The sequence below is a fragment of the Vibrio sp. 779(2023) genome (assembly GCF_033344285.1).
GTDB classification, from domain to species: domain Bacteria; phylum Pseudomonadota; class Gammaproteobacteria; order Enterobacterales; family Vibrionaceae; genus Vibrio; species Vibrio alginolyticus.
Genome location: NZ_JAWPOM010000026.1, coordinates 34,591 through 61,331 on the forward strand (window position 1 = coordinate 34,591; position 26,741 = coordinate 61,331).

At 42.4% G+C, this 26,741-nt stretch carries 24 protein-coding genes; 14 read left to right on the top strand and 10 right to left on the bottom strand.

The features are described 5' to 3' along the window. The first annotated feature begins 38 nt into the window (after positions 1 to 38). The 8 genes from R8O70_RS22065 (at position 39) to rmf (ending at position 13,777) form a co-directional block, all read left to right on the top strand. Positions 39 to 4,880, top strand: a complete 4,842-nt coding sequence (locus tag R8O70_RS22065) for an NAD-glutamate dehydrogenase (protein ID WP_115386001.1) — start codon at positions 39 to 41, stop codon at positions 4,878 to 4,880. Positions 4,881 to 5,191: 311 nt separating this feature from the next. After that, on the top strand, positions 5,192 to 6,202 hold the full coding sequence (gene pyrD / locus R8O70_RS22070; RefSeq protein ID WP_258624330.1) for a quinone-dependent dihydroorotate dehydrogenase: 1,011 nt from the start codon (positions 5,192 to 5,194) through the stop codon (positions 6,200 to 6,202). Positions 6,203 to 6,370: 168 nt separating this feature from the next. Further along, positions 6,371 to 6,913 (top strand): cell division protein ZapC, encoded by a 543-nt coding sequence (locus R8O70_RS22075; protein WP_017634282.1) that lies wholly within the window; start codon positions 6,371 to 6,373, stop codon positions 6,911 to 6,913. Between the two features lie 486 nt (positions 6,914 to 7,399). Continuing rightward, entirely contained in the window at positions 7,400 to 9,520 is a 2,121-nt protein-coding gene (gene rlmKL, locus R8O70_RS22080) for a bifunctional 23S rRNA (guanine(2069)-N(7))-methyltransferase RlmK/23S rRNA (guanine(2445)-N(2))-methyltransferase RlmL (protein ID WP_062730585.1), read from the top strand. 21 nt (positions 9,521 to 9,541) lie between these two features. Then, on the top strand, positions 9,542 to 9,784 hold the full coding sequence (locus tag R8O70_RS22085) for a glutaredoxin family protein (RefSeq protein ID WP_017821808.1): 243 nt from the start codon (positions 9,542 to 9,544) through the stop codon (positions 9,782 to 9,784). Next, positions 9,762 to 11,681, top strand: a complete 1,920-nt coding sequence (locus R8O70_RS22090) for an ABC transporter ATP-binding protein (protein ID WP_206954798.1) — start codon at positions 9,762 to 9,764, stop codon at positions 11,679 to 11,681. The genes R8O70_RS22085 and R8O70_RS22090 overlap by 23 nt, the downstream gene beginning before the upstream one ends. A gap of 7 nt (positions 11,682 to 11,688) precedes the next feature. Beyond that, positions 11,689 to 13,422, top strand: coding sequence for a DUF3466 family protein (locus R8O70_RS22095; RefSeq protein ID WP_104979197.1), 1,734 nt, complete (start codon positions 11,689 to 11,691; stop codon positions 13,420 to 13,422). A 181-nt stretch (positions 13,423 to 13,603) separates the two neighbouring features. Beyond that, complete coding sequence (gene rmf, locus R8O70_RS22100; RefSeq protein WP_005377453.1) at positions 13,604 to 13,777, top strand: ribosome modulation factor; 174 nt, start codon at positions 13,604 to 13,606, stop codon at positions 13,775 to 13,777. Between the two features lie 140 nt (positions 13,778 to 13,917). Here rmf and fabA read toward each other — a convergent pair whose 3' ends face one another. After that, positions 13,918 to 14,436: a bifunctional 3-hydroxydecanoyl-ACP dehydratase/trans-2-decenoyl-ACP isomerase gene (gene fabA, locus R8O70_RS22105; RefSeq protein ID WP_005390081.1), complete on the bottom strand. Its 519-nt coding sequence runs from the start codon at positions 14,434 to 14,436 to the stop codon at positions 13,918 to 13,920. Between the two features lie 70 nt (positions 14,437 to 14,506). After that, positions 14,507 to 16,147 (bottom strand): AAA family ATPase, encoded by a 1,641-nt coding sequence (locus tag R8O70_RS22110; RefSeq protein ID WP_171346171.1) that lies wholly within the window; start codon positions 16,145 to 16,147, stop codon positions 14,507 to 14,509. Positions 16,148 to 16,357: 210 nt separating this feature from the next. Between R8O70_RS22110 and matP the strand changes: the two genes are divergently transcribed. The 3 genes from matP to R8O70_RS22125 all read left to right on the top strand — a co-directional run bounded on the left by matP (position 16,358) and on the right by R8O70_RS22125 (position 17,572). Continuing rightward, entirely contained in the window at positions 16,358 to 16,807 is a 450-nt protein-coding gene (gene matP, locus R8O70_RS22115) for a macrodomain Ter protein MatP (RefSeq protein ID WP_005396497.1), read from the top strand. 15 nt (positions 16,808 to 16,822) lie between these two features. Further along, complete coding sequence (locus R8O70_RS22120) at positions 16,823 to 17,134, top strand: DUF3634 family protein (RefSeq protein ID WP_005377468.1); 312 nt, start codon at positions 16,823 to 16,825, stop codon at positions 17,132 to 17,134. Between the two features lie 114 nt (positions 17,135 to 17,248). Beyond that, the gene (locus R8O70_RS22125; RefSeq protein ID WP_017634287.1) at positions 17,249 to 17,572 is read left to right on the top strand and encodes a hypothetical protein; all 324 of its coding nucleotides are present in this window, start codon (positions 17,249 to 17,251) and stop codon (positions 17,570 to 17,572) included. Between the two features lie 420 nt (positions 17,573 to 17,992). On the opposite strand, the gene R8O70_RS22130 is transcribed toward R8O70_RS22125, so the two are convergent. Together R8O70_RS22130 and R8O70_RS22135 are read right to left on the bottom strand one after the other, a co-directional pair. Continuing rightward, a complete protein-coding gene (locus R8O70_RS22130; protein ID WP_064353938.1) occupies positions 17,993 to 18,568 on the bottom strand; it encodes a hypothetical protein in 576 nt (191 codons plus the stop codon). An 80-nt stretch (positions 18,569 to 18,648) separates the two neighbouring features. Then, positions 18,649 to 19,080 (bottom strand): AHH domain-containing protein, encoded by a 432-nt coding sequence (locus R8O70_RS22135; protein ID WP_064353937.1) that lies wholly within the window; start codon positions 19,078 to 19,080, stop codon positions 18,649 to 18,651. 170 nt (positions 19,081 to 19,250) lie between these two features. Between R8O70_RS22135 and R8O70_RS22140 the strand changes: the two genes are divergently transcribed. Together R8O70_RS22140 and R8O70_RS22145 are read left to right on the top strand one after the other, a co-directional pair. After that, positions 19,251 to 19,616 carry a phage protein gene (locus tag R8O70_RS22140; RefSeq protein WP_069490318.1) on the top strand — a complete coding sequence of 122 codons (366 nt, stop codon included), beginning with the start codon at positions 19,251 to 19,253 and terminating at the stop codon, positions 19,614 to 19,616. Positions 19,617 to 19,796: 180 nt separating this feature from the next. After that, the gene (locus R8O70_RS22145) at positions 19,797 to 20,012 is read left to right on the top strand and encodes a hypothetical protein (RefSeq protein ID WP_069490317.1); all 216 of its coding nucleotides are present in this window, start codon (positions 19,797 to 19,799) and stop codon (positions 20,010 to 20,012) included. A 157-nt stretch (positions 20,013 to 20,169) separates the two neighbouring features. On the opposite strand, the gene R8O70_RS22150 is transcribed toward R8O70_RS22145, so the two are convergent. Continuing rightward, entirely contained in the window at positions 20,170 to 20,883 is a 714-nt protein-coding gene (locus tag R8O70_RS22150; protein WP_140084687.1) for a hypothetical protein, read from the bottom strand. Positions 20,884 to 21,095: 212 nt separating this feature from the next. Between R8O70_RS22150 and R8O70_RS22155 the strand changes: the two genes are divergently transcribed. Further along, on the top strand, positions 21,096 to 21,722 hold the full coding sequence (locus R8O70_RS22155; protein WP_243195379.1) for a DUF2726 domain-containing protein: 627 nt from the start codon (positions 21,096 to 21,098) through the stop codon (positions 21,720 to 21,722). Between the two features lie 39 nt (positions 21,723 to 21,761). Here R8O70_RS22155 and R8O70_RS22160 read toward each other — a convergent pair whose 3' ends face one another. From R8O70_RS22160 to R8O70_RS22180, 5 genes are all read right to left on the bottom strand, one after another. Beyond that, on the bottom strand, positions 21,762 to 23,114 hold the full coding sequence (locus tag R8O70_RS22160) for a secretin N-terminal domain-containing protein (RefSeq protein WP_318184378.1): 1,353 nt from the start codon (positions 23,112 to 23,114) through the stop codon (positions 21,762 to 21,764). A gap of 17 nt (positions 23,115 to 23,131) precedes the next feature. Beyond that, on the bottom strand, positions 23,132 to 24,205 hold the full coding sequence (locus R8O70_RS22165; protein ID WP_012841817.1) for a zonular occludens toxin domain-containing protein: 1,074 nt from the start codon (positions 24,203 to 24,205) through the stop codon (positions 23,132 to 23,134). Next, complete coding sequence (locus tag R8O70_RS22170; protein ID WP_012841818.1) at positions 24,205 to 24,564, bottom strand: DUF5455 family protein; 360 nt, start codon at positions 24,562 to 24,564, stop codon at positions 24,205 to 24,207. The genes R8O70_RS22165 and R8O70_RS22170 overlap by 1 nt, the downstream gene beginning before the upstream one ends. Then, positions 24,564 to 26,144 (bottom strand): chemotaxis protein, encoded by a 1,581-nt coding sequence (locus R8O70_RS22175; RefSeq protein WP_318184379.1) that lies wholly within the window; start codon positions 26,142 to 26,144, stop codon positions 24,564 to 24,566. Before R8O70_RS22175 ends, R8O70_RS22170 begins: the two co-directional genes overlap by 1 nt. 70 nt (positions 26,145 to 26,214) lie before the next feature. Beyond that, positions 26,215 to 26,478 (bottom strand): major coat protein, encoded by a 264-nt coding sequence (locus R8O70_RS22180; RefSeq protein WP_021448020.1) that lies wholly within the window; start codon positions 26,476 to 26,478, stop codon positions 26,215 to 26,217. Positions 26,479 to 26,741: the final 263 nt, after the last annotated feature.

Here is a 26,741-nt window from a genome sequence, read left to right on the forward strand (position 1 = left end):
CCCCCTACAAAACAACAATTCTAATGTGGAGTGTGAATATGACCGCGCGTGAAAATGTAGTGCCGGTTCTGCTTGAAAAGGTTTACCAACTGATTCAAGACAAACTCGAGCTTTCTCACCAAACGCTTGTAACTAAACTTGCTCAACACTTATTCAGTAACATTGCTGATGATGATCTAATTCAGCGAAACGAATCCGACCTTTATGGTGCTGTCGTTAGCCTTTGGCACCATATCAATGAAAAAAAACCAGAAGAGATTTCGGTTCGAGTATTTAACCCGACCGTAAGTCGTCAAGGCTGGCAATCCACACACACAATCGTAGAAATTGTTGTTCCAGATAGTCCATTCTTAGTGGACTCAGTCAAAATGGCTTTAGCACGTTTGGATCTTGTTTGTCACCTAATGTTGAATAACCCAACACAGATTCAGCGTGATAAAAAAGGCCAAGTTACAGACGTAAACGGTGAGGGTGGTGTTCTTCAATCACTTTTCCACATAGAGGTAGACCGCCTTACTAGTAAAGACGAGATGCAAGCGCTTAAAGAAGAGCTGTTAAGAATTCTATCTGATACTCGCTTAGTCGTTGATGACTGGAAGCAGATGGTTGATAAGCTTAAGTTTGTTACTGATGAACTTGAGAAAAATAAAGATCGTGTTTCTATCCAAACGGATCGTATGGATGAAACGATCGCATTTCTTCGTTGGCTAGAAGATCATAACTTTACCTTTATGGGTTATAAAGATTATGACTTAAAAGAGGTCAATGGTGATACCGAACTTGTTCCTGCTAAAGAAAAAGGACTAGGTCTGTTTGCTGATGACAAGCGCGTTCGTAGCGTCAAGCTCTCTGAATTATCAGATTCAGCGCGATTAGAAGCGAAAAAACCATACGCTCTGATCATCACCAAAGGTAACAAAGCATCTCGTATCCACCGTCCAGCTTATACTGATTACATCGGTATTAAAAAGTTTGATAAAAACGGTAAAGTAATAGGTGAGCATCGCTTTACTGGTTTATATACCTCCGCTGTTTACAACCAAGCGGTACAAAGTATTCCTCTGATCCGTGAAAAAGTTGACCGTATCCTTGAAGCAAGTGGATACCGTCACGGATCATACTCATACAAAGCATTGCACAATATCTTAGAAAACTACCCACGCGACGAGTTGCTTCAAGCTAATGAAGAAGAGCTGCTTGAGGTGGGAATGGGTGTTGTACAAATGCAAGATCGTGACTTGCTGCGTTTGTTTGTTCGTAAAGACCCATTTGGTCGTTTCTTCAGTTGCATGGTTTATGTCACTAAAGATCGTTACAACACAGAATTGCGTCGTCAAACTCAACGCATTCTTAAGCAGTACTTTGGTTGCGAGCAAGAGGTTGAATTTACAACGTACTTCTCAGAAAGCCCACTAGCGAGAACACATTACATTGTTCGTGTAGACAATAACAACATTGACGTAGACGTGAAAAAGATCGAGCAAAATCTAATGGAAGTTTCTACCTCTTGGGATGACAGACTAAAAGAATCCATCATTGCTAACTTTGGTGAAAGTAAAGGCCTTCCTCTTTCAAAAGAATATATGAGTGCGTTCCCTCGCTCATACAAAGAGGACATGATGCCAGGTTCTGCGGTTGCAGATATCGAGCGCTTAGAAGCATTAAGTGATGATAATAAACTTGGCATGTTGTTCTACCGACCTCAAGAAGAGGGTGCAGATTCCAAAGCTGTCCGCTTAAAGTTATACCATCGCGATGAACCAATTCACCTTTCTGACGTAATGCCGATGTTGGAAAACCTTGGTTTGCGTGTGATTGGCGAATCGCCATATGAGATCGAGAAAAACAACGGGCAGACTTTCTGGATCCTTGACTTCTCTATGCTGCATAAGAGCGAGAAAACCGTTGACCTTCGTGAAGCTCGTGATCGTTTCCAACAAGCATTTGCTGCCATTTGGGCGGGTAATCTTGAAAGTGATGGTTTCAACCGATTGTTATTAGGTGCGTCGTTATCTGGCCGTGAGATTTCCATTCTTCGTGCTTACGCACGATACATGCGCCAAGTAGGCTTCCCATTCAGTCAGCAGTACATCGAAGACACGCTAAGCCACTACCCAGACTTAGCGACAGGTCTAGTCAAGCTGTTCACCAAGCGATTTGATCCGAAACACAAAGGCAGCGAGAAAGGCCAAAACGATCTAATTAAAAAGCTAACAGAGCAGTTGGATCGTGTAGAGAGCTTGGATGATGATCGTATTATTCGTCGTTATATTGAAATGATCATGGCGACGCTTCGTACCAACTACTACCAAGTAGACGAGAATAAGCAGCCTAAGCCTTGGTTATCTTTGAAAATGAAGCCAAGCGATATTCCTGAGATTCCGCAGCCTGTACCTGCATTCGAGATCTTTGTTTACGCACCAGATATTGAAGGTGTTCACCTTCGTGGTGGAAAAGTGGCTCGTGGTGGTTTGCGTTGGTCAGATCGTCAAGAAGACTTCCGTACGGAGATTCTTGGCTTAGTAAAAGCGCAACAGGTTAAGAACACTGTAATTGTACCAGTGGGTGCAAAAGGCGGCTTCGTTTGTAAACGCCAGCCATCTCTCACCACTCGTGATGAAATTTTTGCGGAAGGTCAGCGTTGTTACAAACGCTTTATCCGTGCACTGCTAGATGTGTCAGATAACATCATTGAAGGAGAGGTGGTACCACCACAAAACGTTGTTCGTCACGATGAAGATGACCCATATCTAGTAGTGGCTGCCGATAAAGGCACAGCAACCTTCTCAGATTTGGCAAACTCTGTTTCTGCAGAATACAACTTCTGGCTAGGTGACGCATTCGCTTCAGGTGGTTCAAACGGTTACGATCACAAAGCAATGGGAATCACCGCAAAAGGTGGTTGGGAATCTGTTAAACGTCACTTCCGTGAAATGGGCATCAACTGTCAGACCACTGATTTTACTGCAATCGGTGTAGGTGATATGGCAGGTGACGTGTTCGGTAACGGTATGCTGTTATCGAAGCATATTCGATTGCAAGCTGCGTTTAACCACATGCACATCTTTATTGATCCAAATCCAGATTCAGCCAGCAGCTGGGAAGAGCGTAACCGCTTGTTTAATTTGCCAAGATCAAGCTGGGAAGATTACAACAAAGACTTGATCTCTCAAGGTGGTGGCATCTTCTCTCGTCGATCAAAATCGATCCAGTTGACGCCAGAAATTCAGAAAATGTTAGGTACGAAGAAAGCATCTTTAGCGCCTAACGATCTGATAAAGATGATCTTGAAAATGAAAGTCGATCTTCTTTGGAACGGTGGTATCGGCACTTACGTTAAATCATCGACAGAAACTCATACAGATGTTGGTGACCGTGCTAACGACATGCTGCGCATTGACGGCCGTGACTTAAGAGCCAAAGTGGTTGGCGAAGGTGGTAACTTGGGTATGACTCAGCTTGGTCGTATCGAATACGCACTAACTGGCGGTCGAGTGAACACGGACTTCGTTGATAACGTAGGTGGCGTTGACTGTTCGGATAATGAAGTCAACATCAAGATCTTCCTCAATGGACTGGTTTCAAATGGCGATCTTACGGTTAAGCAACGTAACCAAATTCTAGAGTCTATGGAAGACGAAGTGGGTGAAATTGTCTTGGATGATGCTTACCGTCAGTCGGAGTCGATCTCTGTTACTGAACAGCAAGGTGTTGGCATTGTTAAGGAGCAAATTCGATTCATCCACACTATGGAGAAAGCAGGGTACTTGGACCGTGCTCTCGAATACATTCCTGATGATGAAACGCTAATCGAGCGTGAAAAACAGGGACTAGGTCTGACTCGCCCTGAGCTATCAGTGTTAGTTGCCTACGGTAAAATGGTACTTAAACAGCAACTTGTTACGGATGAAATCGCAAATGATGAATTCCATGCAAAACAACTTGTTGAATATTTCCCAAGTGCGTTACGACGTAACTATAAAGATCAAATGGTTAATCACCCACTGCGAGCTGAAATTATAGCTACAGCATTGGCTAACCAGATGGTTAATGAAATGGGCTGTAACTTCGTTACTCGTTTGCAAGAAGAAACTGGTGCAAGTGTTGTCGATATTGCCAATGCTTACAGTGCGGCTAGAGAAATCTTTGATTTAGAAGCAATCCTCAAACAAACTCGCAAACTTGATAACGTTGCGACAGCGCAAGCTCAATACGAAATTATGTTTTACGTGCGCCGAGCACTGCGTCGAATTGCACGCTGGTTGCTTCGTAACCGTAGCGGCAAATGCACGGTCGGTGAGTTGATTGCTATCTACAAGCAAGATGTCAATGTTATCACTGAAACCCTAGACACTATGTTAGTTGAGTCTGAAGTTGAAGAACACAATGAGTTGGCTCAAGGTTGGATAGAGAAAGGGGTTGAAGAGAAACTCGCTCACCAAGTTGCCCGCTTATCAAGCTTACAATCTGCACTGGATATTTCATCAGTAGCAAGTGAAACAGGTAAAACGGTTGAGCAAGCATCGAAACTCTACTTTAACTTGGGTGACCGTTTATCGTTGCATTGGTTCTTGAAGCAAATTAATAGCCAAGCCGTTGATAACAACTGGCAAGCACTTGCAAGAGCGGCATTCCGTGAAGATCTGGACTGGCAACAACGTCAACTTACCGCTCAGGTACTGACTTGTGGCTGCTCAACCGAAGAGCTTGACGTGATGGCTGCGTTAGAAGATTGGATTGAAACTAACGAGCAATCGTTGCACCGCTGGGAGAGTATCTTAAACGAGTTCAAAGTTGGCTCAGTACACGAATTTGCTAAGTTCTCTGTAGCACTTCGAGAGCTAGTACTTTTAAACCTCAACTGCTCATCGAAAGAGTAGTGGAATAATCAAGTCATAAGTAAAAGCCTCGTTATTTAACGGGGCTTTTTATTATCTATTATTCACATTTGGAACGAAAATAGTTACATTGTCACATTGAGTTGAAATTAAAACAGAGTGAAATCGATTGCTTTTAAGCGGTTAGTTACGATTTTTATCGCAGAAACTTGATTGTAATTGTTTGTTTTATATTTGAAAATCTTATAAAGATATAGGTTTTTACTTATTACGTTCATTTTCATTGAATTACGATGAAAAACGGTAAATAATATTGTCCCGTTTATACGGGGCTTTTTTCTTTCGGAGGCACAATGCTTTACCGTCTAGCCAGAACTGGCTTTTTCCAACTCGATGCCGAGAAGGCACATGATCTTGCAATCAAGAACTTCCAACGCTTTAACGGCACACCACTTGATCTCTTTTACCGCCAACAGTTACCAACTCGTTCAGTTGAGTGTATGGGTCTAACATTCCGTAACCCTGTTGGTCTTGCGGCTGGTTTAGATAAAAACGGCGAATGTATTGAAGCATTTGATGCCATGGGCTTTGGCTTTGTCGAAGTCGGCACTGTAACGCCACGACCACAACCAGGTAATGATAAACCACGCCTATTCCGTTTAGTGGAAGCAGAAGGGATCATCAACCGCATGGGCTTTAATAACCTAGGCGTTGATAATTTGATCGAGAATGTTAAACGAGCAAAATTCAATTGTGTTCTCGGAATTAATATCGGTAAAAATAAAGATACGCCAATTGAGAAAGGGGCAGAGGACTACCTGATTTGTATGGAAAAAGTGTATGAGTATGCTGGCTATATTGCAGTAAACATCTCATCGCCAAACACTCCAGGCCTTCGTTCACTTCAATATGGTGAAGCGCTTGATGAACTGCTTTCCGAATTAAAGGCGAAACAAGCGGAGTTATCAGAGAAGTACAACAAGTACGTCCCGTTAGCATTAAAGATTGCGCCAGATTTAAGTGACGATGAAATCTGCCAAATTTGCGATTCTTTATTGAAAAACAATATAGATGGTGTGATCGCGACTAACACAACTTTGGATCGCACGATCGTAGAAGGGATGAAACACGCCAATGAGGCAGGTGGCTTGAGTGGTCGCCCTGTGCAATCACGCTCTACGGAGGTCGTACGTAAGCTTCATGAAGAGCTTGAAGACAAACTTCCAATTATCGGTGTTGGTGGTGTAGATTCCTATGTTGCAGCCAAAGAAAAGATCATGGCAGGCGCTAAACTTGTTCAAGTCTACACTGGCTTTATTTACCACGGCCCAGGTCTCGTACGTGATATTGTTAAAAATCTTTAACATATACATCAAAAACTACTGAAAAATCAGTACCTGTTACATAAAAAAGAGGACTTTGTTTCCTCTTTTTTTTTATCCGTTCGTTTGTAGAATTTAAAAATCACGAGTAGGTAATTAAGCGTCTTACCTCTTTACCACTGATTTAACTAGTCAAGAGAGAACGGAATAATGCTTAAACCCAGCGACAAATGGAATTGGTATTTTGACGAGCAAAAAGCTTGCTTAATGCTGGATCTGGGGGAGGAAATGATTTTCCAAACCAATCTATCCCGAAAATTGTTGGTTAACTGTGCCTTCTCAAACAGTGAATTTACCGTTGATGACGCCAGCGCATTTCAAACGTTTAATGAGCGCATTCGCTGTCTCGATATCAGTGAATATCGCCAAGCTGAATTAACACTGTATTGTGTTGCTGCAAAGCGTTTTCATAAACCTGTACAGCCTAAGAGCTGGTTCTTCGATGCACAGACCTCTGATTATGAACCTCAAGAAGGGGACATGGTCTTTCTCACAAATCAATATTCTGATGGTATGTTCATCGTTCTAGAACCAGGCGAAACATCGAGCTTATGTGCTTATGTTAACCAAGAAGCCTTTGTTCTTGATGGCAATAAGGCGCTTCAATTTGGGCAGCCGATTAAAGTAATGCATGATCGCATGGCTTGTGCAAACCACCTCTTTGCAATGACCCCTATGGCAATGGTGGGTTAAAGCGGTTTAATTTTTCTTTATTTCGTTCCTTTGTTTGCCTTAATCGACCTTATTGGGTCGATTTTTTTTGTCCTTTCCTCAGACACTCCAATCCGAAAGACCATGAAACTGTTTGTTTTCTATGCATGCAAACATGAAGCTGGTCACTTTTATTTTACTTATTTCAATTTGATTACTCCTTTAATTAGGCAACCTAGCGCCTAAAACAACCCTATTTATTCCCCTATAAAGGGTATTTGTAAGTAACTTACATCAACCAATCCCGACTGGTATATACCAAAATGCATGTAAATAAGTATTCACTTCTTCTAAAGGAAACAAAATACGTTCATGAATGAAAAACATTCAAACTAAAGATGTTGAAAGTTTTAGATCATTTGAGTGGTGATGATTTGAACTAACGGGTGGGAAAATACCTTTAAAAACGAGGCATTGATCGTAAAGTCAGGTATAATTGAAGCCATTTTTTATCAGCGAAAGAACACTATGAATCAATATCTCGCGGTAACTTCAAATGGCATGGAAAATTTGCTTGTTGAAGAACTGACTAAACTAGGCATTGAAAATGCGAAACCAGTACAGGCAGGCGTAAAATTTAAAGCGACAAACGAACAGGTTTATCGCTGTTGTTTGTGGAGCCGTTTAGCGTCTCGATTTGTACGTGTTTTATCTGAGTTCACGTGTAACAACGACATGGACTTGTATCTATCCACTTCCACTATTAACTGGGTTAACCAATTTCATAGCTCTAAACGCTTTGTTGTGGACTTTAACGGCACAAACCGTGAGATTAGAAATAGCCAATACGGAGCTATGAAGGTCAAAGATGGCATCGTAGATTGCTTTGAGAATAAAGGCTTGCCACGTCCTAATATCAGCAAAGAACGCCCAGATATTCGTATTCACGTTCGTTTGCATAAAGATAAAGCGTTGCTTGGGGTAGACATGGTAGGTAGTGGTCTTCATCAGCGTGGTTATCGACCAGAATCGGGTCGTGCGCCATTACGTGAAACGCTTGCTTCTGCGATTATCATGCGTTGTGGCTGGGATGGGCATCAACCATTACTCGATCCAATGTGTGGTTCTGGTACTTTGCTTATTGAAGCGGCGATGATGGCAGCCAACATGGCACCTGGCGTTAAGCGCAAACAATGGGGCTTCGAAGTTTTGGAAGATTTTGAACCGGAGACCTGGGCTGAGATTAAATCAGAGGCTAATGTTCAAGCTAGACGAGGTGTCAAGAAAGTTGACGCTAAGTTTTTTGGATTCGATAACGACCCCAAAGTATTAAAAGTTGCTCAAGAAAACGCCCGCAGAGCAGGTGTTGAAGAGTTGATTGAGTTTGCGCAAGGTGATGCTGCAACTATTACTCGTCCCGCAGGATTTGAACACGGTGTTATCGTTTCAAACCCACCTTACGGTGAGCGTCTAGGAACTGAGCCGGGGCTGATTGCGCTCTATACCGCATTCGGTGGACAGCTAAAATCTGAGTTTGGCGGATGTAAAGCATCTATCTTCTCTAGCTCAGACGAGCTCTTGAGTTGCCTTCGTATGCGCGCTGATAAACAGTTTAAATTGAACAATGGTGCGTTACCGTGTCACCAAAAGAACTACAGCATTGCCGAGCGCAGCGCTGATGAAGTTAAAGGTGCAGATACTAACGTTCAAATCGCACCAGACTTCTCAAACCGTTTGAAGAAAAACATTGGCAAGATTGGCAAGTGGGCGCGTAAAGAGAAACTAGACTGCTACCGTATCTACGATGCAGACCTTCCAGAATATAACGTAGCGATCGACGTGTACGGCGATCAAATTGTGATTCAAGAGTACGCAGCACCTAAGAACATCCCTGAAGAAAAAGCCAAGCGTCGTCTAACGGACATTATCCGTGCGACGATTCAGGTGACAGGTGTCGAAGCGAACAAAGTTGTACTGAAAGTTCGTGAGAAGCAGAAAGGTCGAAGCCAGTACCAAAAATTAGGTCAGGTATCAGAGACGCTCGAAGTAAACGAGTACGGTGTGAAGCTGATCGTGAACCTCCATGACTACCTAGACACAGGCCTGTTCTTGGATCATAAGATCACTCGTCGTCGTCTTGGCGAAATGGCACAGGGTAAAGATTTCCTTAACTTGTTTGCTTACACTGGTAGTGCAACAGTGCACGCTGCAGTTGGTGGTGCGCGTTCCACTACAACTGTCGATATGTCAAACACCTACTTGAACTGGGCGAAAGACAATATGCAGCTTAATGGCTGTGTAGGGCGCCAACATAAATATGAACAAGCGGACTGTTTGCAATGGCTAGAAAACGCAAAAAGTGAGTACGACTTGATCTTTATTGACCCACCTACGTTCTCTAACTCTAAGCGTATGGAAACATCATTCGATGTACAACGTGACCACATTAAGCTAATGAAGAACCTCAAACGTTTACTGAGAAGTGAAGGCACAATCGTATTTTCAAATAACAAACGTCACTTCAAGATGGATGAAGAATCACTCGCTGAATTGGGTTTGAAGGCTCAGAATATTTCTTCTCAAACGTTACCATTAGATTTTGCGCGTAATAAACAGATTCATAACTGTTGGCTAGTAACGCACGCGTAGTATAAACAAAAGGATTAATACGTGCTGATATTGTATAGCACGGAGGGATGCCATCTTTGTGAGATGGCATTTGCTCTAGTAGACCAAGTCGGTTTGGCCGAGCAAACAGATATCATTGATATTGCGTTCGATGATGTACTATTTTCTCGTTACGGCGTCACAATACCCGTATTAAAATATCAAGATTCTGAGTTGAACTGGCCGTTTGACTTAGAACAACTCACACATTGGTTGGATAATAATGGCATTACTTACCATTCATAACGCACAACTTGCATTTGGTGACCACCCATTGCTAGACAAAGCGGAGTTCGCTCTTCAAGAAAACGAACGCGTTTGTTTAGTTGGTCGTAACGGAGCAGGTAAGTCCACGTTAATGAAAGTGCTTGCCGGCGACATTTTGTTGGATGATGGCAAGATTCAAATAACTCAAGACGTAGTAGTTTCTCGGCTTGAACAAGATCCACCGCGCAATCAAGAGGGTACGGTTTACGAATACGTATCTGGCGGTTTGGCTGAAATCGGCGAACAATTGAAGATCTATCACGATCTTCTCGATCTTGTTGCTCAAGACCCAAGTGAGAAGAACATTAACCGTTTGGCGAAAGTTCAAGAGCAACTTGATCATTCTAACGCTTGGCGCTTTGATGACCGTGTTAAGAACGTACTTGGCGCTTTAAAACTAAGCCCAGAAACCAAACTGACCGATCTATCCGGTGGCTGGCAACGTAAAGCTGCTTTAGCTCGTGCGCTGGTTTGTGATCCTGATGTATTGCTTCTTGATGAACCAACAAACCATCTCGATGTGACAACGATCGAATGGTTAGAGAACTTCTTAAAAGACTTCAAAGGCTCGATCATCTTTATTTCGCACGACCGTACATTCATCAAGTCGATGGCGACACGCATCGTCGACTTAGATCGCGGTCAATTAGCTTCTTTCCCTGGTAATTACGAACAGTATTTGAATGACAAAGAAGAAATGCTTCGCGTCGAAGAAATGCAAAATGCTGAGTTCGATAAGAAACTAGCTCAGGAAGAAGTGTGGATTCGTCAAGGCATTAAAGCACGTCGTACTCGTAATGAAGGCCGTGTTCGAGCCCTTAAAAAACTTCGTGAAGAGCGTCGTGACCGTCGTGAAGTTCAAGGTAAAGTTAACCTAAACATCGATGATGCTTCTCGTTCAGGTAAGATTGTATTTGAAGCAGAAAATGTATCTTTTGCTTACGAAGGCAAGACAATTGTCGACGACTTTAGCTTTAACATCATGCGTGGTGACCGTATTGCACTTATCGGACCAAATGGCTGCGGTAAGAGTACGGTACTTAAATTGCTACTAGGGCAATTGGAAGCGCAGTCTGGTCGTTTACACTGCGGAACAAAATTAGAAGTCGCGTACTTTGATCAGTACCGAGAGATTTTGGATCCAGAAAAGACAGTGATCGATAACTTAGCGGATGGGAAACAAGAAGTAATGGTTGGGGGACGTCAGCGTCATGCGCTGAGTTATCTTCAAGACTTCTTATTTGCACCTAAGCGCGCCAGAACCCCGGTTAAGGCACTTTCTGGTGGTGAGAAAAACCGATTATTGCTAGCCCGTATCTTGTTGAAACCAAACAACTTACTTATTCTTGATGAACCAACTAACGATTTGGATATCGAAACGTTGGAACTTTTAGAAGAAATGCTTGCCAATTATCAGGGTACATTATTGTTAGTGAGTCACGACCGTGAGTTCGTAGACAACACAGTAACAACCAGCTGGATTTTTGAGGGTAACGGTATAATCGAAGAGTTCGTTGGTGGTTATCATGATGCTAAACAGCAGCGTGACCAAGTTCTTGCTTCGCGCAGTCAGGTTGAAAAACCAACGAAGAAAGAGAAAGTGGTTGAGGAAACTCCCAAAACTACGCAACCTAAGAACAATTCGAAGAAGTTATCGTATAAGCTGCAAAGAGAATTAGAGGCTCTACCAGCTAAACTTGAACAATTAGAGTCGGATATCGAGAGCCTTCAGGAGCAAGTGAACGATCCAGAGTTCTTTGCTAAACCTGTAGAGCAAACTCAGCCGGTATTGGAACAGCTTGCTGCACTAGAGCAGGAGTTGGAAATCGCATTCGAGAGATGGGAAGAACTCGAAGCAATGCAACAGGATAGTTAAGAATTCAATGAATTGTAGTAATAAATTCAAATTGACCGCCATTGCAATGATGGTTGGTACCACAATGAACGCACAGGCGGCATTGTATCAAGTTGTTGAGGTTTCACCTCAGGATCATGGTTCAAACGGTGACTACCAAACGGCTTACGGGGTTGCAATTCAACAGGGCGATGCAGGTACAGATCCTTCAACAGGTTCACCTTTCGCTTTAGGCTGCTTTGATGCAGCAGCAAACTGCACGCCAGAGCAGTTTAAACTTGCAATGGAAACTCGCACTACACCGATTTCAGCGACACAAGCCGTGGATGGGAACAGCTATCGTGAAGAAATCCCATTCGGATTAGACGCTGGCTTTTATTACATCCAAGAACTCAAAGACTTTGAGCGTTACTGTTACAACCAGCTTCGTTATTCCACCTGTGACTCTTGGGCTTCAGTAAACTGGACGCCGTGGAATAAAGAACGTAGTAAAGACTTTACTTCTAATGCGTTAGCGTTCATAGAAGAAGATTCTACTGCTTATAAAAATGAATATAACAATGTTATCAACCAGCTTACCGAGGGTGGTGCAGCTGTCGGTAATCAGAGTAAAGTTAGCACAGAAAATACTTCTACATTAGAAACACGAAATACCGTAGTTGCACCAGTAGAACCAAATATTCTTACTGGCGATAGTGACGCAAGTGTTGTGCAAAGCCATGCTTGGAGCACAGACGGCATTTTTACTGTTGGCAGTGTTTCTCGAACAGCAAGCAATACCAATGGATCTCACCACACATCAAAAGCAGCGATTTGGGATAAAAGCGGAACCGTCAGTGAATTGGCTTGGCCAAGTGGCACATCTAAAGATGGAGAAAGGTTAGCTCAAGGGAGCATGCGTGACCTTGTCACTGATGGAACTACGGTCTATGGCGTAGGTTACAACACTTACAGTGATGATAACTACCTGAATGCGACTGTTTTTGTCGGAACTCTAGAAGCCGAAGGTAGCGTTGAAAACGCAACTTGGAAAAACAAAGTTGTTGTAGGAGCTAGACAGCGCGAAGGTGATGATACGGTTCATACAAACTCACGATTAACCGACGTTAACTCTAATTTTGTTGCTATTGGTGAAGCAAAACGTTCGGGCGGATACTTAATGCCAACGGGCTCTGCTCCGAATCGTCTCTTTATCGTAGATGATGTTCGTAAGGATTCTATTAGCGCTTTTTACCCAACTACTGGCATTTTCTTTAGCGGTGCGGGCGGTAAGATGGGCGGTATCAACTCTTACAATGAAATCGTCGGGCAACTTGATGCGGAAACGACTCGTGAAGACGATGGCAAGCCACGTCGTAAGCGCGGTTTTATCTATCCATATAGCGTAGGTGGCGAGACTAGTGAACGTGCTGCAACATTATTCAATGGAAAAGCTTGGTTCCTAGACAGTTTGACTAATGGCGGTGATTACTCTGAACAAAACAATCAGTTCCGTATTATCGACGCAACTGATATCAATGATGCAGGTGTGATCTCTGGTACTGCTATGAAATGTGCAGGTGGTTATAGCACAACAGCAAACAATGCGACATGTAGCTCTGAAGAGCAAATTGTAGCAGTCAAACTAGTACCTATTGCTGACGCAACTAAGGACGACATCGTATCTCGAAGCATTGACTCAACGACGACAGAGCGTCAAGGTGCAGGCCTTGGTTGGTTAGCTTTGACCATGCTTGGATTGTTTGGGTTCCGTAGAAAATAGTTAAAAATCGTCAGTAATTTTTAAATCAAGCAGAGGCTCACACATTTGAGTCTCTGCTTTTTTTATGCCTTGAGAAATTGCCTACTTTGATCGATTCTTATAAGTGGAGTCATAAAAACTCCATCAAAGTTTCACAATAACAGCTGTACGTTAGTAAATGGACCTGTATGAGGAATTAACTATGAAGAGACAAAAGCGTGATCGCCTAGAACGAGCTCAATCTCAAGGCTACAAAGCTGGGTTGAATGGAAGGTCTCAAGAGGCTTGCCCATATCAACAAGTTGATGCTCGGTCGTATTGGTTAGGTGGTTGGCGTGATGCCAGAGATGAAAGACAATCTGGTCTCTACAAATAAACTCTCCACATACAAAAAGAAGGATTCGAAAGGGCTCTACGGAGCCTTTTCTACATTATAGGGACATAGGGAAGTAGGTTAACACTCGATAACAAAAAGGCTCCTAAATAGGAGCCTTAATAAATCGATTAAAATCGTGATTAGAAGCTTGAAGTATCTTGGAACAAGCCAACTTTCAAATCTTTTGCTACGTAGATTTCTTTGCCGTCCACACATACACGACCGTCAGCCAAACCCATCACAAGCTTACGGTTTACAACGCGTTTCATGTGGATTTCGTACGTCACTTTTTTCGCTGTTGGTAGGATCTGACCTGTAAACTTCACTTCGCCAACACCCAGAGCACGACCTTTTCCTTTGCCACCAACCCAGCCAAGGAAGAAACCAACAAGTTGCCACATCGCATCAAGGCCAAGACAACCCGGCATTACAGGGTCGCCAGGGAAGTGGCAGTCAAAGAACCACAAATCTGGAGTAATATCCAATTCCGCCAAGATCAAACCTTTACCAAAATCGCCTTCAGTCTCAGACATTTTAGTAACACGATCCATCATTAGCATGTTTGGCGCAGGAAGCTGAGGGTAACCAGGCCCAAACAGTTCGCCTTGGCTAGAAGCAAGTAGATCGTCACGGTTATAAGAATCACGTTTGTTTTGCATTATCAATTACTCCAATTTTTGATAGCTGCATCTTAGTGAACACGTGTACGCTAAACAACTCCGATCAGTACTAGACAAACCAGTTTTTGATGCGCTGCACAATTCCTTCTGGATGCTCATGTCTTTCAAAGTTTTCAATACGTTCCGCTATTTTGCCAATAATGCTATCGTCTTCACCTCTAAAAGGTTTATTCATTACAATCGGAATAGCTTCATCTACGGTAGAAACGGACCAAATATGGAACTCACCATTTTTAATGCTTTCTATTACATCTTTATGTAATGCAAGGTGTTTAAGGTTTGATTTTGGCATCACAACACCTTGATTTCCTGTAAAACCTTGATGTTTACAAACCTGATAAAAGCCTTCAATTTTTTCGTTCAAGCCACCGACGGCTTGCACTCGACCAAACTGATCAACAGCTCCTGTAACAGCAACTTGTTGATTAATTGGAGATTCAGATAAAGCACTCACCAAGCAACAAAGTTCTGCAAGAGATGCGCTGTCACCATCAACTTCACTATAAGACTGTTCAAATACGATGGAGGCAGAGTAAGGCAGTGGTTCATCCAGTTTCAGAGCAGAGCTCAAGAAAGCTTGCATAATCATCATGCCTTTTGCATGTAGATTGCCTCCAAGCTCAGCTTTGCGCTCAACATCGGAAACATCGCCATCACCAAAATGAATTACACAAGATATTCGTGCAGGCTCACCATAGCTGACAGGGTGCCCAGCCATATCAATAACGGTTAGGCCATTGATTTGACCAACTTGTTCCCCAGTTGTCTCAATGATGACTTGTCCATCTAAAATATCGTACACGGCACGCTGAGGAAGGTAAGATTCTCGGTAATACTTGTCGTCAATCGCTTTATCTAACGACTTGTAATCTAATGCGTGGCCATCACTGAACTGGCTGGCAAGCGTTAGAAGTTGAGAGTGCCACATTACTCCTAAAGGCAGATAATGTTGATCTTCAGTAAATCTCATACCGGCCAGCAACAATCTTCTAAAACCACATTCAGTTAAGTGAGGCAGTTGATATTGAGAACAAATCCAGTTCACTAAACCAAAGTAATCTGTCAAATTCTGCTCTGACAGATGAATATCTTCTTCAACTTCCGTATACATGGCAAAGCCAGAACAGAAGTCGTCATCGATGTATTCTAGCTCTGCTAACTGACTTCTTTCTCCTGTTACAATCAGTTTTACATCATAAGCTTTAGCTTGCGGTACTGAAGTAGGTAAACGAGTAGGGCTTAGGTTCAGTGGCTCGATAAGGTTTTGTTGAATTGCAGACTTTATATTTGGCCAAAGTCCTGGATTAGCCAAAATTAGATTAGCCGGTACAATTAAGTAACCGCTATCTGCCTGTGAAATTAAGCCAGGTTGGAAGGCAATATCACCACTTAAATCGACACTGTAACGGTCAAATAAGCGTTTGGCATCAAGTGATTCCGACAAAACAATCGCAGCGTTAGACTGGCTCTGAAGAGCTTTACTGATGAACTCTCTATAGACAGAATTATCTACGCAGTTAATGAGTAGTACTCGCGTCAATCCAGAAATTTTTGAAAAACGAGATATCGTTGCCGACATTCTCGGTTGGAGCTCAGTAAAAGACTTCTTTGGTAACGAAGGTGCAGACTTTAAAAGTGCTTCGTACTGCTCAAGTGAAGGTGTTACGTCTTGCCAATTAAGTTGGTTCATTAAAATTCATCGTAATTCAATCTTGCCGACATTATAACGAAACGGACTATAACACCCTAGCACCAATTTGGTTTGCTCATGGCATTCAATTCTCAATGAACAATACTTAGACAAATGAGTGATCAACATCGATACTTCTAAGAGTTTTATTTGCCCAAGTAAACCATCTGGGTTACGCTGTCACTAGGTTATGTTTATGGGTCGGAATAAATGAAATATCAGCAGCTTGAGAATCTAGAATGTGGGTGGAAATGGAAGTATCTCATCAAAAAATGGAAAGATGGTGAAGCGATTACCCGACATATTGATACAAGCGAAGCAGATGCAGCGGTCGCAGAACTAAAACGCCTTGAACACGAGCCTACACTTGTCTTGGCTTGGATAGAAAACCACATGTCAGAAGAGTTAGATAATAAACTCAAGCAGGCTATCCGAGCGAAACGGAAACGTCACTTCAATGCAGAGCAAGTCCATACAAAGAAAAAATCCATTGATTTAGATTACCGGGTTTGGGAAAAGCTTTCTAGCAGAGCGAATGAACTTGGTTGTACGTTATCTGACGCAATTGAATATTTGCTTTCCGAAGCGTCGAGAAGTGAAAAAGCGAGTCAAAAAGTTACCTCAATTAAAGAGGATTTGAGTAAATTGCTATCTAGCTAGGATAGGGAGTGCCAAATGTTATATGTAATCTTAATTGCAGCCATCGTGATCTTTTGGTTGATCGCAGTCGATAGGCCGGTGTTAAAAGTAAAGTTCGATAATGGCCATATTAGTAACGTAAAAGGGCATCTACCTCCTTCTTTCAAACACAACTTACAGGATATTAGTGAGCATAACCCGTTTACTGGTGAAATGAAGGTGTATAGCCAACGAACAGGAATGCGCTTAAGCTTTTCCAAAGGCATTCCCAAAAAAGTTCAACAGAGGATTCGTAACGTTTTTCCGCATCAGGGCTTCAAAGCAAACAAAGGCAAGAAGCGCGCTTAATTACATATCAGTTACTTCATCATGTTAAATGGGACGCAATGTGGCGTCCCATTTTCGTATCTACAGAAAAATTACTTATCATCGAACAATCAACAACATAAACGGACCAAAACGATGAGATACGTTGTAACTTTAATGATACTGATCTTTGCAAGTACTTCAGTTTTTGCTGACGACTCAGAAACGAACCTGTTGGCTAAAAAGATTAAGACTAAGCTTCAAAAGAAAGTAGACAATAAGTTTGATGACTATCAAGGTTATTGTGACGTCATGATAGAAATGGAGCACAAAAGTAAAAACGCAGTAATAAAAAGAGTAACCAGTAGTGGTGACCAAAAAGTGTGTAGGTACGTTAAGTCCAACTTGAAGAAAGGAAAACGCTATCGTTACAAATACCCCGAAAAGTACATTCGCCTCCATATAACCACAGGCTTATAAATGTTTCAGAACGCCTTGATTAAGAGCGAGTGAACTGAGCTCGTGATTTTTGGCAGATTTCGTTGCGGAGCGATTAGAGCGTTTAGCTGATTTTTGCTGTTGTACGAGGCGAGTATGAAAGGCTTTTTTGTTTGGTAGTGCTTAAGTTAGTAATCGTGATGCCATTGAATGGCAAATTCAGTGAGTTGGCCATCATCACCATACATAGATTGATTCAGGTGCTTACAGAAGAACACGCCAGTAAGTCGAGGACTAAGCGCGCATCAATTTTCAATAAGAGATTTGATTTGCTTCGTAAGCATAACCACAAATTATTGTCTTTGATTAGTGATTAAGCACCTTTAATCAAAGTGGGTAACTCTCTTCTTTTCAAATTGGAGTCTCAGATCTAGTCTGAACTAATACAAAAATTCTGATGAATTAATCTTCAAATACATCGAGTAGATTTGTATCGAACGAAAGTCCCTTTAAATTGTGCTCTTCACATAACGATATGAGTTTGTCATCACAATAAATTGACGTACAACCTTCACCTTTTGATTTAAAGACATATTTATTTGAAAGATCGCTTTCTATAAATGCCAGTTTCTCTAATAATCCTTGTTCTCCGTCAATGTCTTCAAATTTGATTTTCTGCTTGTCTTCTTCTCCAAAGGACATCACGTTGAACACGGTAAAACTTTCATCATCGATTGTAATCGGTAAGAACTCACCGTCAGAATCAATTACATCTCGTACTACCTGATATGCATTTTCTCTCAAGACAAGAAATGTTCTCCATTTAGATATGTCTGGGATTGCTTCAGCAGATTTAAAGTGTTGAGTAAATGTTGCATATTCATTTACCCAAACATCTCTCAAGCTGGTTGAATCAACAGGGGCTCTTCGAAGTCGTCTTAACAACTTAAAGTCATCTGAATCGAGAGCTCGCTTATAAGGGTCATGCTCTAAGACCTTAAATTCTCGAGGTTTACTTTTTAATTTGTATACAGTCATACAGTAGGTTTCCAGTTAGCATCTTTCTTCTCCAGAATTTTCTCAGGATGAGAACTATCTTGTATTTGCTTTTTCAGCAGTTAAGCAGTTAAGCAGTTCAGCAGTGTGGACTTAAATACATTCTCACTATGCCTAATTCTTCCAAGCGTGCCAATCCAGTTCTGATAATTTGTACCATGTATTCGTGAATGAGGTGGAGCTTTTGGAGTAGTGTAGTGATCTTTATAAGCACTGGATCTAGGTAACCAAACACCATTAATTGCATCATTAATCCCTATACCAAATTCTAACATTTGTAATTTTGCATCAATCATCGCAGTTACCTTACCGTTTCTCATCACAATCTGATGTGCTGCGTGATTTGGGCTAGGATGAGGTTCTGCTACGGCATAAAGTATGCGAGACAAGTGCCGGTAGCTTATTCCAAGAATGGATGTGGCTTCTCGGCACTTTAACTTATTGTTTAACACACCTTGGATACTGGAGAAACGTTGCAATTCATGGTAGTTCATCGTAACTAACTTCCTAGATACCTCCAAGCAAACATAGGACAGATTCACTTGGAAATACTAGGACATTATCGCTTTGGGCTTACACTATTAGTGCGCATTATATCTGCTTATGTTGAATGCGATTGCATATGCCAGTCCTATAAAATGTCTCTCTTTTGAGGGACTATTCAATGAAGTATCACGAAATGACTAAAAACTATATTTTTCGTGAATTTGAATGTGGTTTAACCGTCGAACAAGCTGCTGAACTTTGTTTGAAAACTGTGAGAACGGTCAAAGAATGGGATAAGGGGAAAACCATTCCACCGGAGTGCAAGAGACTCATGCGGATGACAAAGGGAAGGGAATTGAGTCCATCGGAGCAATGGGAAGGTTTTAAAATGCACTATGACAGACTAGAGCTTCCTACAGGGCAAATCGTTACTGCTCAACAAGTACTTACAGGAATTGCGCTAATAGAAATAGGAGCCAATTCTGACTTAGAGTTATGTCGACGAATGCTAAAGTATGCCAGGGAGTTGAAAAGATTAATGTAATAACTCTCGGCAATTAGGAGATTTCCTATTTATCTGATGTAGCAAAACGCCATTTTTGTGAACTGGCTAAATGAATTGCGATAATGGTCATAATGAACACCTTGAAATGTATATTTTTATCCGCATATCCAAATAGGTGCGATGTTGCACTGCAATCTGTACAATTTTATAGGATTTATTATGAAAGATTCAGAATATGTAAATTTTTCGGAAGATTATGAGTTAAATCGTCATCTTGAATTGGTAGGAAAGTCTCAGTCTATTAAGAACCGAGAGTACCTAAGAGAGTATACTGGTCCAAGAGCTAAAAAAGAGTTGAACAAAATAATCTTAACACATGCTGAGTTTAAGCCATATGTTGAGCAAGACAAACCGCACTTAGATGATCCGGCTTAGTTGCCATTTTTGCATAAAGTGTGTTCTATACACCACAACAAAAAGTCAGCCAATGGCTGACTTTTTGTTGTATCTCGTGAAGATGGAAATTTATGCCAAATCACCATTTATAGAGTGTGAATGAGTTTCAGCACTAACGCCAAAAGCAAAGTAAAGACTAATCCATATCAGATGAGGTTTTAACGTCATTCGCGTCAATTTCTGCCTCTACTGGTAACGTAACCATTTCTATTTTATCTTCTGTTGCATCAGACATAATGGTGGGCGGAGTCTCTTCTGAAAAGAAATCTAAATACGGTGGGATTAATGCCATAATCGCAATAGTCAAACTAACATATGTGATTATCCGTGAGTATTTTCTCTCTTTTTCCGACTCTAAAGATGAAGACTTAGCCAATTCAATTATTTCGCATTGAGTATTATGCATGTTTTCAAAGAGCTCAAACTGTTTTAGTTCGAGCTCCTTCTTTTCTTGTTTTTCCTTCTGGATTTGATTCTGTTGTTTTATAAGGTTGGAGTTATGCTCCATGAAATTTTTTTCAACAGCTTCGAAATCCGAAGGGATACGTATATTTTTGTATTTGCTATGTGCTTCTTCAAAGTTTTTATGGAGAGAAGAATGCATCTTTTGAGATTCAAGCATAGATTCTGTTGCTTTGAGCATACCCAAATATCTGCTGCGTTGATCTTCAATATCTTTGTGGAGGAACGCTAGCTGTTCTGCTTTGCTTAGATCTGTAGCTTTCAATGCACTCCTAATACTACTCTCCGGTGATTTGGCGTACTGCTCAGCAAACTTTGCTGCTGCTGACAGATTTATTTGGTTAAGTGCTTTCTTCTTCTCATTCATCAAGTTATAACCTTTTTTCATAGAATCTATACATTATATTTTATAACATTGGTTATCAACGCCTATGAATATGATATAGCTTGAATTTCTTGTCGGTGCATATAAAGCTGACACTAGTGGGAATTTACCCCCGTAATACATTACGGGGGCGCATAAAAGCTGATTTCAATAACACACCGAACAAAAACGATATGCTACCATGCACTCATTTTTTTATGAGTGGGGAACAGCAAGTGACTGAATTACTGATAATTATATCCTTAGCGTGTATTGTGTATCTATTCACAAAGAAGGGTAAGAAATCTAAACGTAGGATTAACGAATGGGAACAAGGCGCTGCGGTTAGAAGGCCGAACAGCATACATTCTTTTGAACCAAAAGCTGTAGAAAAGAACCCCAAGATAGTCGAAGTACCTTTTCCAAACACCAACAATAAGGCTAAGTCTGTACCTCACAAGAAAAGCACATACTTGGCCACCAAGACAGAGCGCAGATTCTATAAAGTGTTGCAGGAGCTTCTACCGGAAGAATATGTCATTCATAGTCAGGTCTCTTTAATGGCGTTGGTTCAACCTACCAACTTTAAAGACAACTCTCGAACTTGGGCTAAAAGAATGGACTACGTGATAACGGATAGAGATACAAAAGTCTTGGCGGTCATCGAGCTGGATGACTCATCTCATAGGCAGAAGAAGAGACAAGAGCGAGATATATACGTAAATAATGCACTTAACGGACACCATCCGTTGCTTCGGTTTGAAGCTAGAAGCTCTTATGACAAAACAAATATCGCAACCGTATTAGAGCGTGACACGATAATAAAGTGTAGAGAATTGGAAAGCGTATTACAGCACAGCTAAAGAAGAGCCGAACAGCAATTGTTCGGCTTTTCTTTTAACTCAAAGTATCGTGGTTCTTATCGTTACTTTAAGTTCTTTATCTACCGTATTGGTCTTTTCTGACCGGAATAGAGCACCAAGTAAAGGCACATCCATCAAAACAGGCACACCACTTACAGAGTCGCGTTGCTCTTGGGAAATCAAACCACCTAAAGAGATCGTTTGGCGGTCTTTTACCTTGACTACAGTTTGCAGTGTTCGCGTATTGGTGATGATGTCGGATGCGATAGAGGAATCCGTTACTGAGTCAGACTTTTGCATTATCTGCAACACAACATGATCACCAATCACATGAGGTACCACTTCAAGTGACACGCCCACATCCTTACGCTCAATTTGCTGGACTCGATTACCGCCGTCAGTTACCTCAGACGAAGTGAGGAACGGCACGTTCTGACCTACCGTGATGTAACCGCGCTCCCTGTCCATAATGAACATATTTGGTCGCGATAAGAGCTTGGTATTCTGATTCTTTGATACAGCTTTAATGAGCGCGTTAAAATCACCGCCCTCATAAAACAGCAAGTTATCAACGGCTTTCTTAATTGCAGTAGGTTGCGAAACAAAACCAGCCTCACTCAATGCTAAGTCCATATTTACGCCGACTTCTTGAGAATCACCGAGCTCAGTTTCGGTAATTACCGCCTCGATAAAGACTTGCTTTTGTGGTCTATCAATCCCTTTGATGAGCACATCAATGTGCTTCAATTGGTTCTCAGAGCCAGTCACGATAATGCTGTTTGTGGTCGGTAGCACCTCAACCTTGTAATTCTTAATCGCTTTGTTGTTCAGTGTTTGATTCTGAGTTGCAGCAAGCATCGAGGAAATCAAATCAACGACCTTGGTATTTCGAACATTCTCAAAGAAGTACAACTTCACTTGTGAGGGTTCGAACGTCTCCACTTTGTTGGCGTCAGCAATGATGGTAAAAACGCCGTGGTCATGCGTAAGCTCGTAACCATGCGCACGAAGCACCGAAAGGAAAAAGGCTGGATAGTCCTCATCTTTCAAATCCGGTGCGGTAAAGCTGACCTCACCAGTAACACCTTGACCGAGAACCACCGTATTCCCCGTATGAACCGAGAACCACGATGCAAAGTCTCCAATCGGTGTGTTCTTTGCCTCAAAAGGCGCAGAGCTTGCAGCAAAAGAAGGGGAGCTGAGCAGGGTGCACGCGAGCAGAAAGGTAGTAATGCTGGATGTGGAAAAGTTGGAACAAGCCGTAGTTTGTTTATCAACTTTACCACAGCGCATAGTGAGCAACGAGAGCGCTGATAATAAGCCTCCGGCACAATAAGATTTTTTTTGTTTTTTTGAAAGACAAGCTGTGAGTTTTGCGATTATCCATGACATAAAGCGCACCTTATTCCCTAGCACATAACTTTGAATGATTGACCGTTGCCGCTAACCGTAATGGAGCAAGAGCCGTTAGATTGAGCCGTAAAGCCCTTTGCGTATAGTTGCGACGACGACAGACGCACATCGTCCTTAACGAGCACAAAAGACGGGGCTACGTTTGGGGGATTCATTGACGATTCGATTCGATAGCCGTCGAGCAAGTCACTCAATGACTCGCGAGGCTCCGAGGCTTGAGCCGTTTCGGGTTCCGTCGATATGTTCGGTGTGCCAACTAAGGTGAACACCGCAAACGAGACGGCGACACCTGCCGCAAATACACTGAATCGAGAGTATTTACGGAGATAGATTTTCGTAATGCGCATGATATTTCTCAACGTATACGGGACAGTGTAACGTCCATGGGTATAATAGGGCGGCAATACTGAAAAAACGCCGTCCTCATAGTTGTTTCTAAACATCTGCTTAGTGTCATAAGAGCTGTATAAGTCCGTACCCCAGAGCATCCATTTATCGACGGTGAGCGAGTTCGCGTTGTCACCATACTTCACAATGCCAACGTGCAGCTTAGGCATTTTCAACTTGAGCTGACCGAGCGTCAGAACGGATACCGCAGTCGAGATGATAGGGACTTGAAGACGGTCTAAACGACGACAAAACACGGTGTGCTCAGCCAGTGCGAGACGCGCTTGTTTATCAACAATCGAAATGTCTTGAACGATGAAAATGACATCCCATCCAAGCTTTCGAATATGCAAAAGGTGATCAATTAACTTTTGTCGATTCTTATCGTTCCATGTGCGCGAGTTAAACCACGTTCCGCACTCATCGAGCACAATCAAGCCGTCTTTTTTGGTGTCATAGCTCTTGTTTGCCGAACCAATCACCATCAAATCTTCCACTTGAGGCTTGTCCGGCAGACGGTAAAGGCGAGTGTTGCGCTTATCGCGTCCAAGCATTTCTTTCAAGTTGATATCGAGGTTTGTCGCTACAGGCACACCGCGCATAAACGCCTCGCGAATCTTACCGACTGCTGTTAGCGTTTTGCCTGAGCCGAGCTTACCCGTGACAAAGTAGACCGATGCCATTACGCCGCCCTCACAATCGCGTAGAACTTCCACTCCCACACCCAACGCAGCAGACGCGCCGAGTAAATCGCACTCACGCAAGGAATTGCGTTATTTGGGATAAACATGCCCGCCGCTTGTGACCAAAACGGGGGCGTGACGTAAGAAAGCCCAGTGGCAAGCGTATAAATGGCAAGAGTGAGCGCGAGTGTAAGCCCAATCAATAAGGTAATAATCACCAAGTTAATCGTGACGTTGCGCGCCTTGGCGATAAAGAACCAACCAAACAGAGTCGTCGCTATTTGTGCAATAAACGCGACCAAAGCAGGTAAACGCAGTGCCGCACTAATGCCTGAAACAATAGGTAATAGCTGAATCATTAGTAATATCTCCCCGAACCTGGCTTGTTACTTGGTACAGGCGTGACCTCAGTCAGCAGGATTTCAACAAGCGTCTTAATCGTATAGATGTAAATCAGAATGGAGAGGATCATTTTTAACTTATGAGAGAACTCACAAGAGATTGAAACGTTCCCACCATTGAGTGTTGGCAAAGAAAGCCGCATACATTCGCTAGGTTGTGGAAGCAAGTTAAGGAATGAATCAGAAACCGCAGTAATATGCGCCTCAGATTCAGCCGTAATATTCTTTTCAAGCAAATCATTTGCCGCACCAACAACCGTCGATTCATAAGAGCCTAAAGCACCAGAAACAATCGAATCCGCTTGAGTTAGTGCATCACCAACAAAGTTACTATCCAATCCATGAGGGCTTTCACAGAATCTATTCTCAGGAGTAGGGTCGCATGGTTTTAAATCGTCTAGCTTGTTCAAAAGGTCATCAAAACCTTGTTGGTTGGTTTCCTGTAAATCTCCAAGGTCACTAGACAGTTGACCAAAACCATTACTTAACTGATTGTTCGCCGAAGTCAGCAAACGGTTTGTATTGTTGCCAATATCAGACAACATATCGGACTGACCTTGAATAGCATTCGCCACATGGTTTGCATTATCGACGACAGTATCCGTATTCAAATCTACCGACGCTTTGAGCGCATCGAGAGCCGATTTAGTTTCAGCCTGATTTCTATTCATGTCGTTATTGATGCCAGTTAGCTGCGCATTCAAGTCACTGTTCATGGATTTGATAGCAGCGAGGGTATCACTCGTATTATCGACATCAGGCTCGGGTTTCTCTGGGTCAGGATTACCAGTACCGCCGCCACTTGGTTTATCAGGGTCGCCCAAATCACCGCCCGTTGGGGGGTCGATATCGGTATCAGTGGCACAAGCTGGCCAATTGGGACCGCCAATAACACAGGATTCTGGCTTGGGAGTATCACACCAATTGTTTTCTGGTCTACAACACGTACCATATCTAGGATCCCAATCCGGTGAATCAGGTGTACATTCTTCTGGCTCTGGGTCTTTACATGCAGGCCAATCAGATGAATCAGGGGTGCACTCTTCAGGCTCTGGAGGTGGGTTACATGACATCTCTAAAGATTCAGTTGAATCAGTACAAGACACCACAGGGTTCCAACCCTTGTCGAAACAAGCATCTTTAAACTGATTCATTTGATTTATAGTGTCAGGCTTCTCACAGAAAGGAACTGGAGGTTCTTCACACTTGCCAGTGTCAGGGTTTAGTTGTTCACCATCAGGACAAGATGAGACCAAGGAGCCGTACATATAACCATCATGGGTTTTACTACCGTATTTCCAAGAAACACGGACTTGACTTGCACTAACCGCAAATTCAGTACAAGTGCCACCATTGTAACTATTACCCAAAGAGCGAAAGCCAAGAGCAACTACAGACCCAACAGAAACACCAGTACAACCAGTAACTAAATGTGAGTTGTTGCCAATTTGAGTAATTTTCAAATAATCAGAAGCAAAAGCACTAAACGAAACACTCAGCAAAATAACCAGTGACGCAATGCTTTGTTTAATACTCATTTATTTTCCTCATAAAAAACGCCCCCATTCGGAGGCGCTGACCAATGGGTGTATAAAGCAATCGTTAGAATTACGTTGCTTTGTTTGCACCTTTCTTGAATAGCTTGATGCCGATGAAGCCAACCGTCATTGGCACGGCGATACCCCATGTCGAGGTGAGCATTTCAGTGACGTAACTTGCCAGTGTGCTAAAGGCTTGTGTTGCCACTTCTGGCAGTGCTGCATTCGCAGAAGATGCCGCCATGAGAAGTGCACCACCAAATGCCGCACGTTTTGCTGTTACTACTGCGCCAGCCTTAGCCATTGCTGCGCGTACTTTGCTTTGCTTTTCCATAGTCTTATTTCCTATGTTATGGTTTATGAAGAAGTTGAAACCTCAGCCGCTTTCTTGAATCCGAGAATGTGGAAGCCAATCGAGAAGCCAAGGATAAAGGCTGTCGCGAAACAGCCGAGCATGAACTCTGATGACAGCATTTATCTTTGTCCTCCGACTATCCAACCGAGCGCAACTAGCAAGAAACAAATGCCTAAGAACACCATTAACTGAAAGTTATCGAGTCGAGCCATTAGCTCTGCAAATTGCGTCTCGGTCATGAT

Coding starts and splice junctions, on each gene's coding strand:
- R8O70_RS22065 (WP_115386001.1), top strand. CDS start 39: ATGACCGCGCGTGAAAATGTAGTGCCGGTTCTGCTTGAAAAGGTTTAC.
- pyrD (WP_258624330.1), top strand. CDS start 5,192: ATGCTTTACCGTCTAGCCAGAACTGGCTTTTTCCAACTCGATGCCGAG.
- R8O70_RS22075 (WP_017634282.1), top strand. CDS start 6,371: ATGCTTAAACCCAGCGACAAATGGAATTGGTATTTTGACGAGCAAAAA.
- rlmKL (WP_062730585.1), top strand. CDS start 7,400: ATGAATCAATATCTCGCGGTAACTTCAAATGGCATGGAAAATTTGCTT.
- R8O70_RS22090 (WP_206954798.1), top strand. CDS start 9,762: ATGGCATTACTTACCATTCATAACGCACAACTTGCATTTGGTGACCAC.
- R8O70_RS22095 (WP_104979197.1), top strand. CDS start 11,689: ATGAATTGTAGTAATAAATTCAAATTGACCGCCATTGCAATGATGGTT.
- rmf (WP_005377453.1), top strand. CDS start 13,604: ATGAAGAGACAAAAGCGTGATCGCCTAGAACGAGCTCAATCTCAAGGC.
- fabA (WP_005390081.1), bottom strand. CDS start 14,436: ATGCAAAACAAACGTGATTCTTATAACCGTGACGATCTACTTGCTTCT.
- R8O70_RS22110 (WP_171346171.1), bottom strand. CDS start 16,147: ATGAACCAACTTAATTGGCAAGACGTAACACCTTCACTTGAGCAGTAC.
- matP (WP_005396497.1), top strand. CDS start 16,358: ATGAAATATCAGCAGCTTGAGAATCTAGAATGTGGGTGGAAATGGAAG.
- R8O70_RS22120 (WP_005377468.1), top strand. CDS start 16,823: ATGTTATATGTAATCTTAATTGCAGCCATCGTGATCTTTTGGTTGATC.
- R8O70_RS22125 (WP_017634287.1), top strand. CDS start 17,249: ATGAGATACGTTGTAACTTTAATGATACTGATCTTTGCAAGTACTTCA.
- R8O70_RS22130 (WP_064353938.1), bottom strand. CDS start 18,568: ATGACTGTATACAAATTAAAAAGTAAACCTCGAGAATTTAAGGTCTTA.
- R8O70_RS22135 (WP_064353937.1), bottom strand. CDS start 19,080: ATGAACTACCATGAATTGCAACGTTTCTCCAGTATCCAAGGTGTGTTA.
- R8O70_RS22140 (WP_069490318.1), top strand. CDS start 19,251: ATGAAGTATCACGAAATGACTAAAAACTATATTTTTCGTGAATTTGAA.
- R8O70_RS22145 (WP_069490317.1), top strand. CDS start 19,797: ATGAAAGATTCAGAATATGTAAATTTTTCGGAAGATTATGAGTTAAAT.
- R8O70_RS22150 (WP_140084687.1), bottom strand. CDS start 20,883: ATGAAAAAAGGTTATAACTTGATGAATGAGAAGAAGAAAGCACTTAAC.
- R8O70_RS22160 (WP_318184378.1), bottom strand. CDS start 23,114: ATGTCATGGATAATCGCAAAACTCACAGCTTGTCTTTCAAAAAAACAA.
- R8O70_RS22165 (WP_012841817.1), bottom strand. CDS start 24,205: ATGGCATCGGTCTACTTTGTCACGGGTAAGCTCGGCTCAGGCAAAACG.
- R8O70_RS22170 (WP_012841818.1), bottom strand. CDS start 24,564: ATGATTCAGCTATTACCTATTGTTTCAGGCATTAGTGCGGCACTGCGT.
- R8O70_RS22175 (WP_318184379.1), bottom strand. CDS start 26,144: ATGAGTATTAAACAAAGCATTGCGTCACTGGTTATTTTGCTGAGTGTT.
- R8O70_RS22180 (WP_021448020.1), bottom strand. CDS start 26,478: ATGGAAAAGCAAAGCAAAGTACGCGCAGCAATGGCTAAGGCTGGCGCA.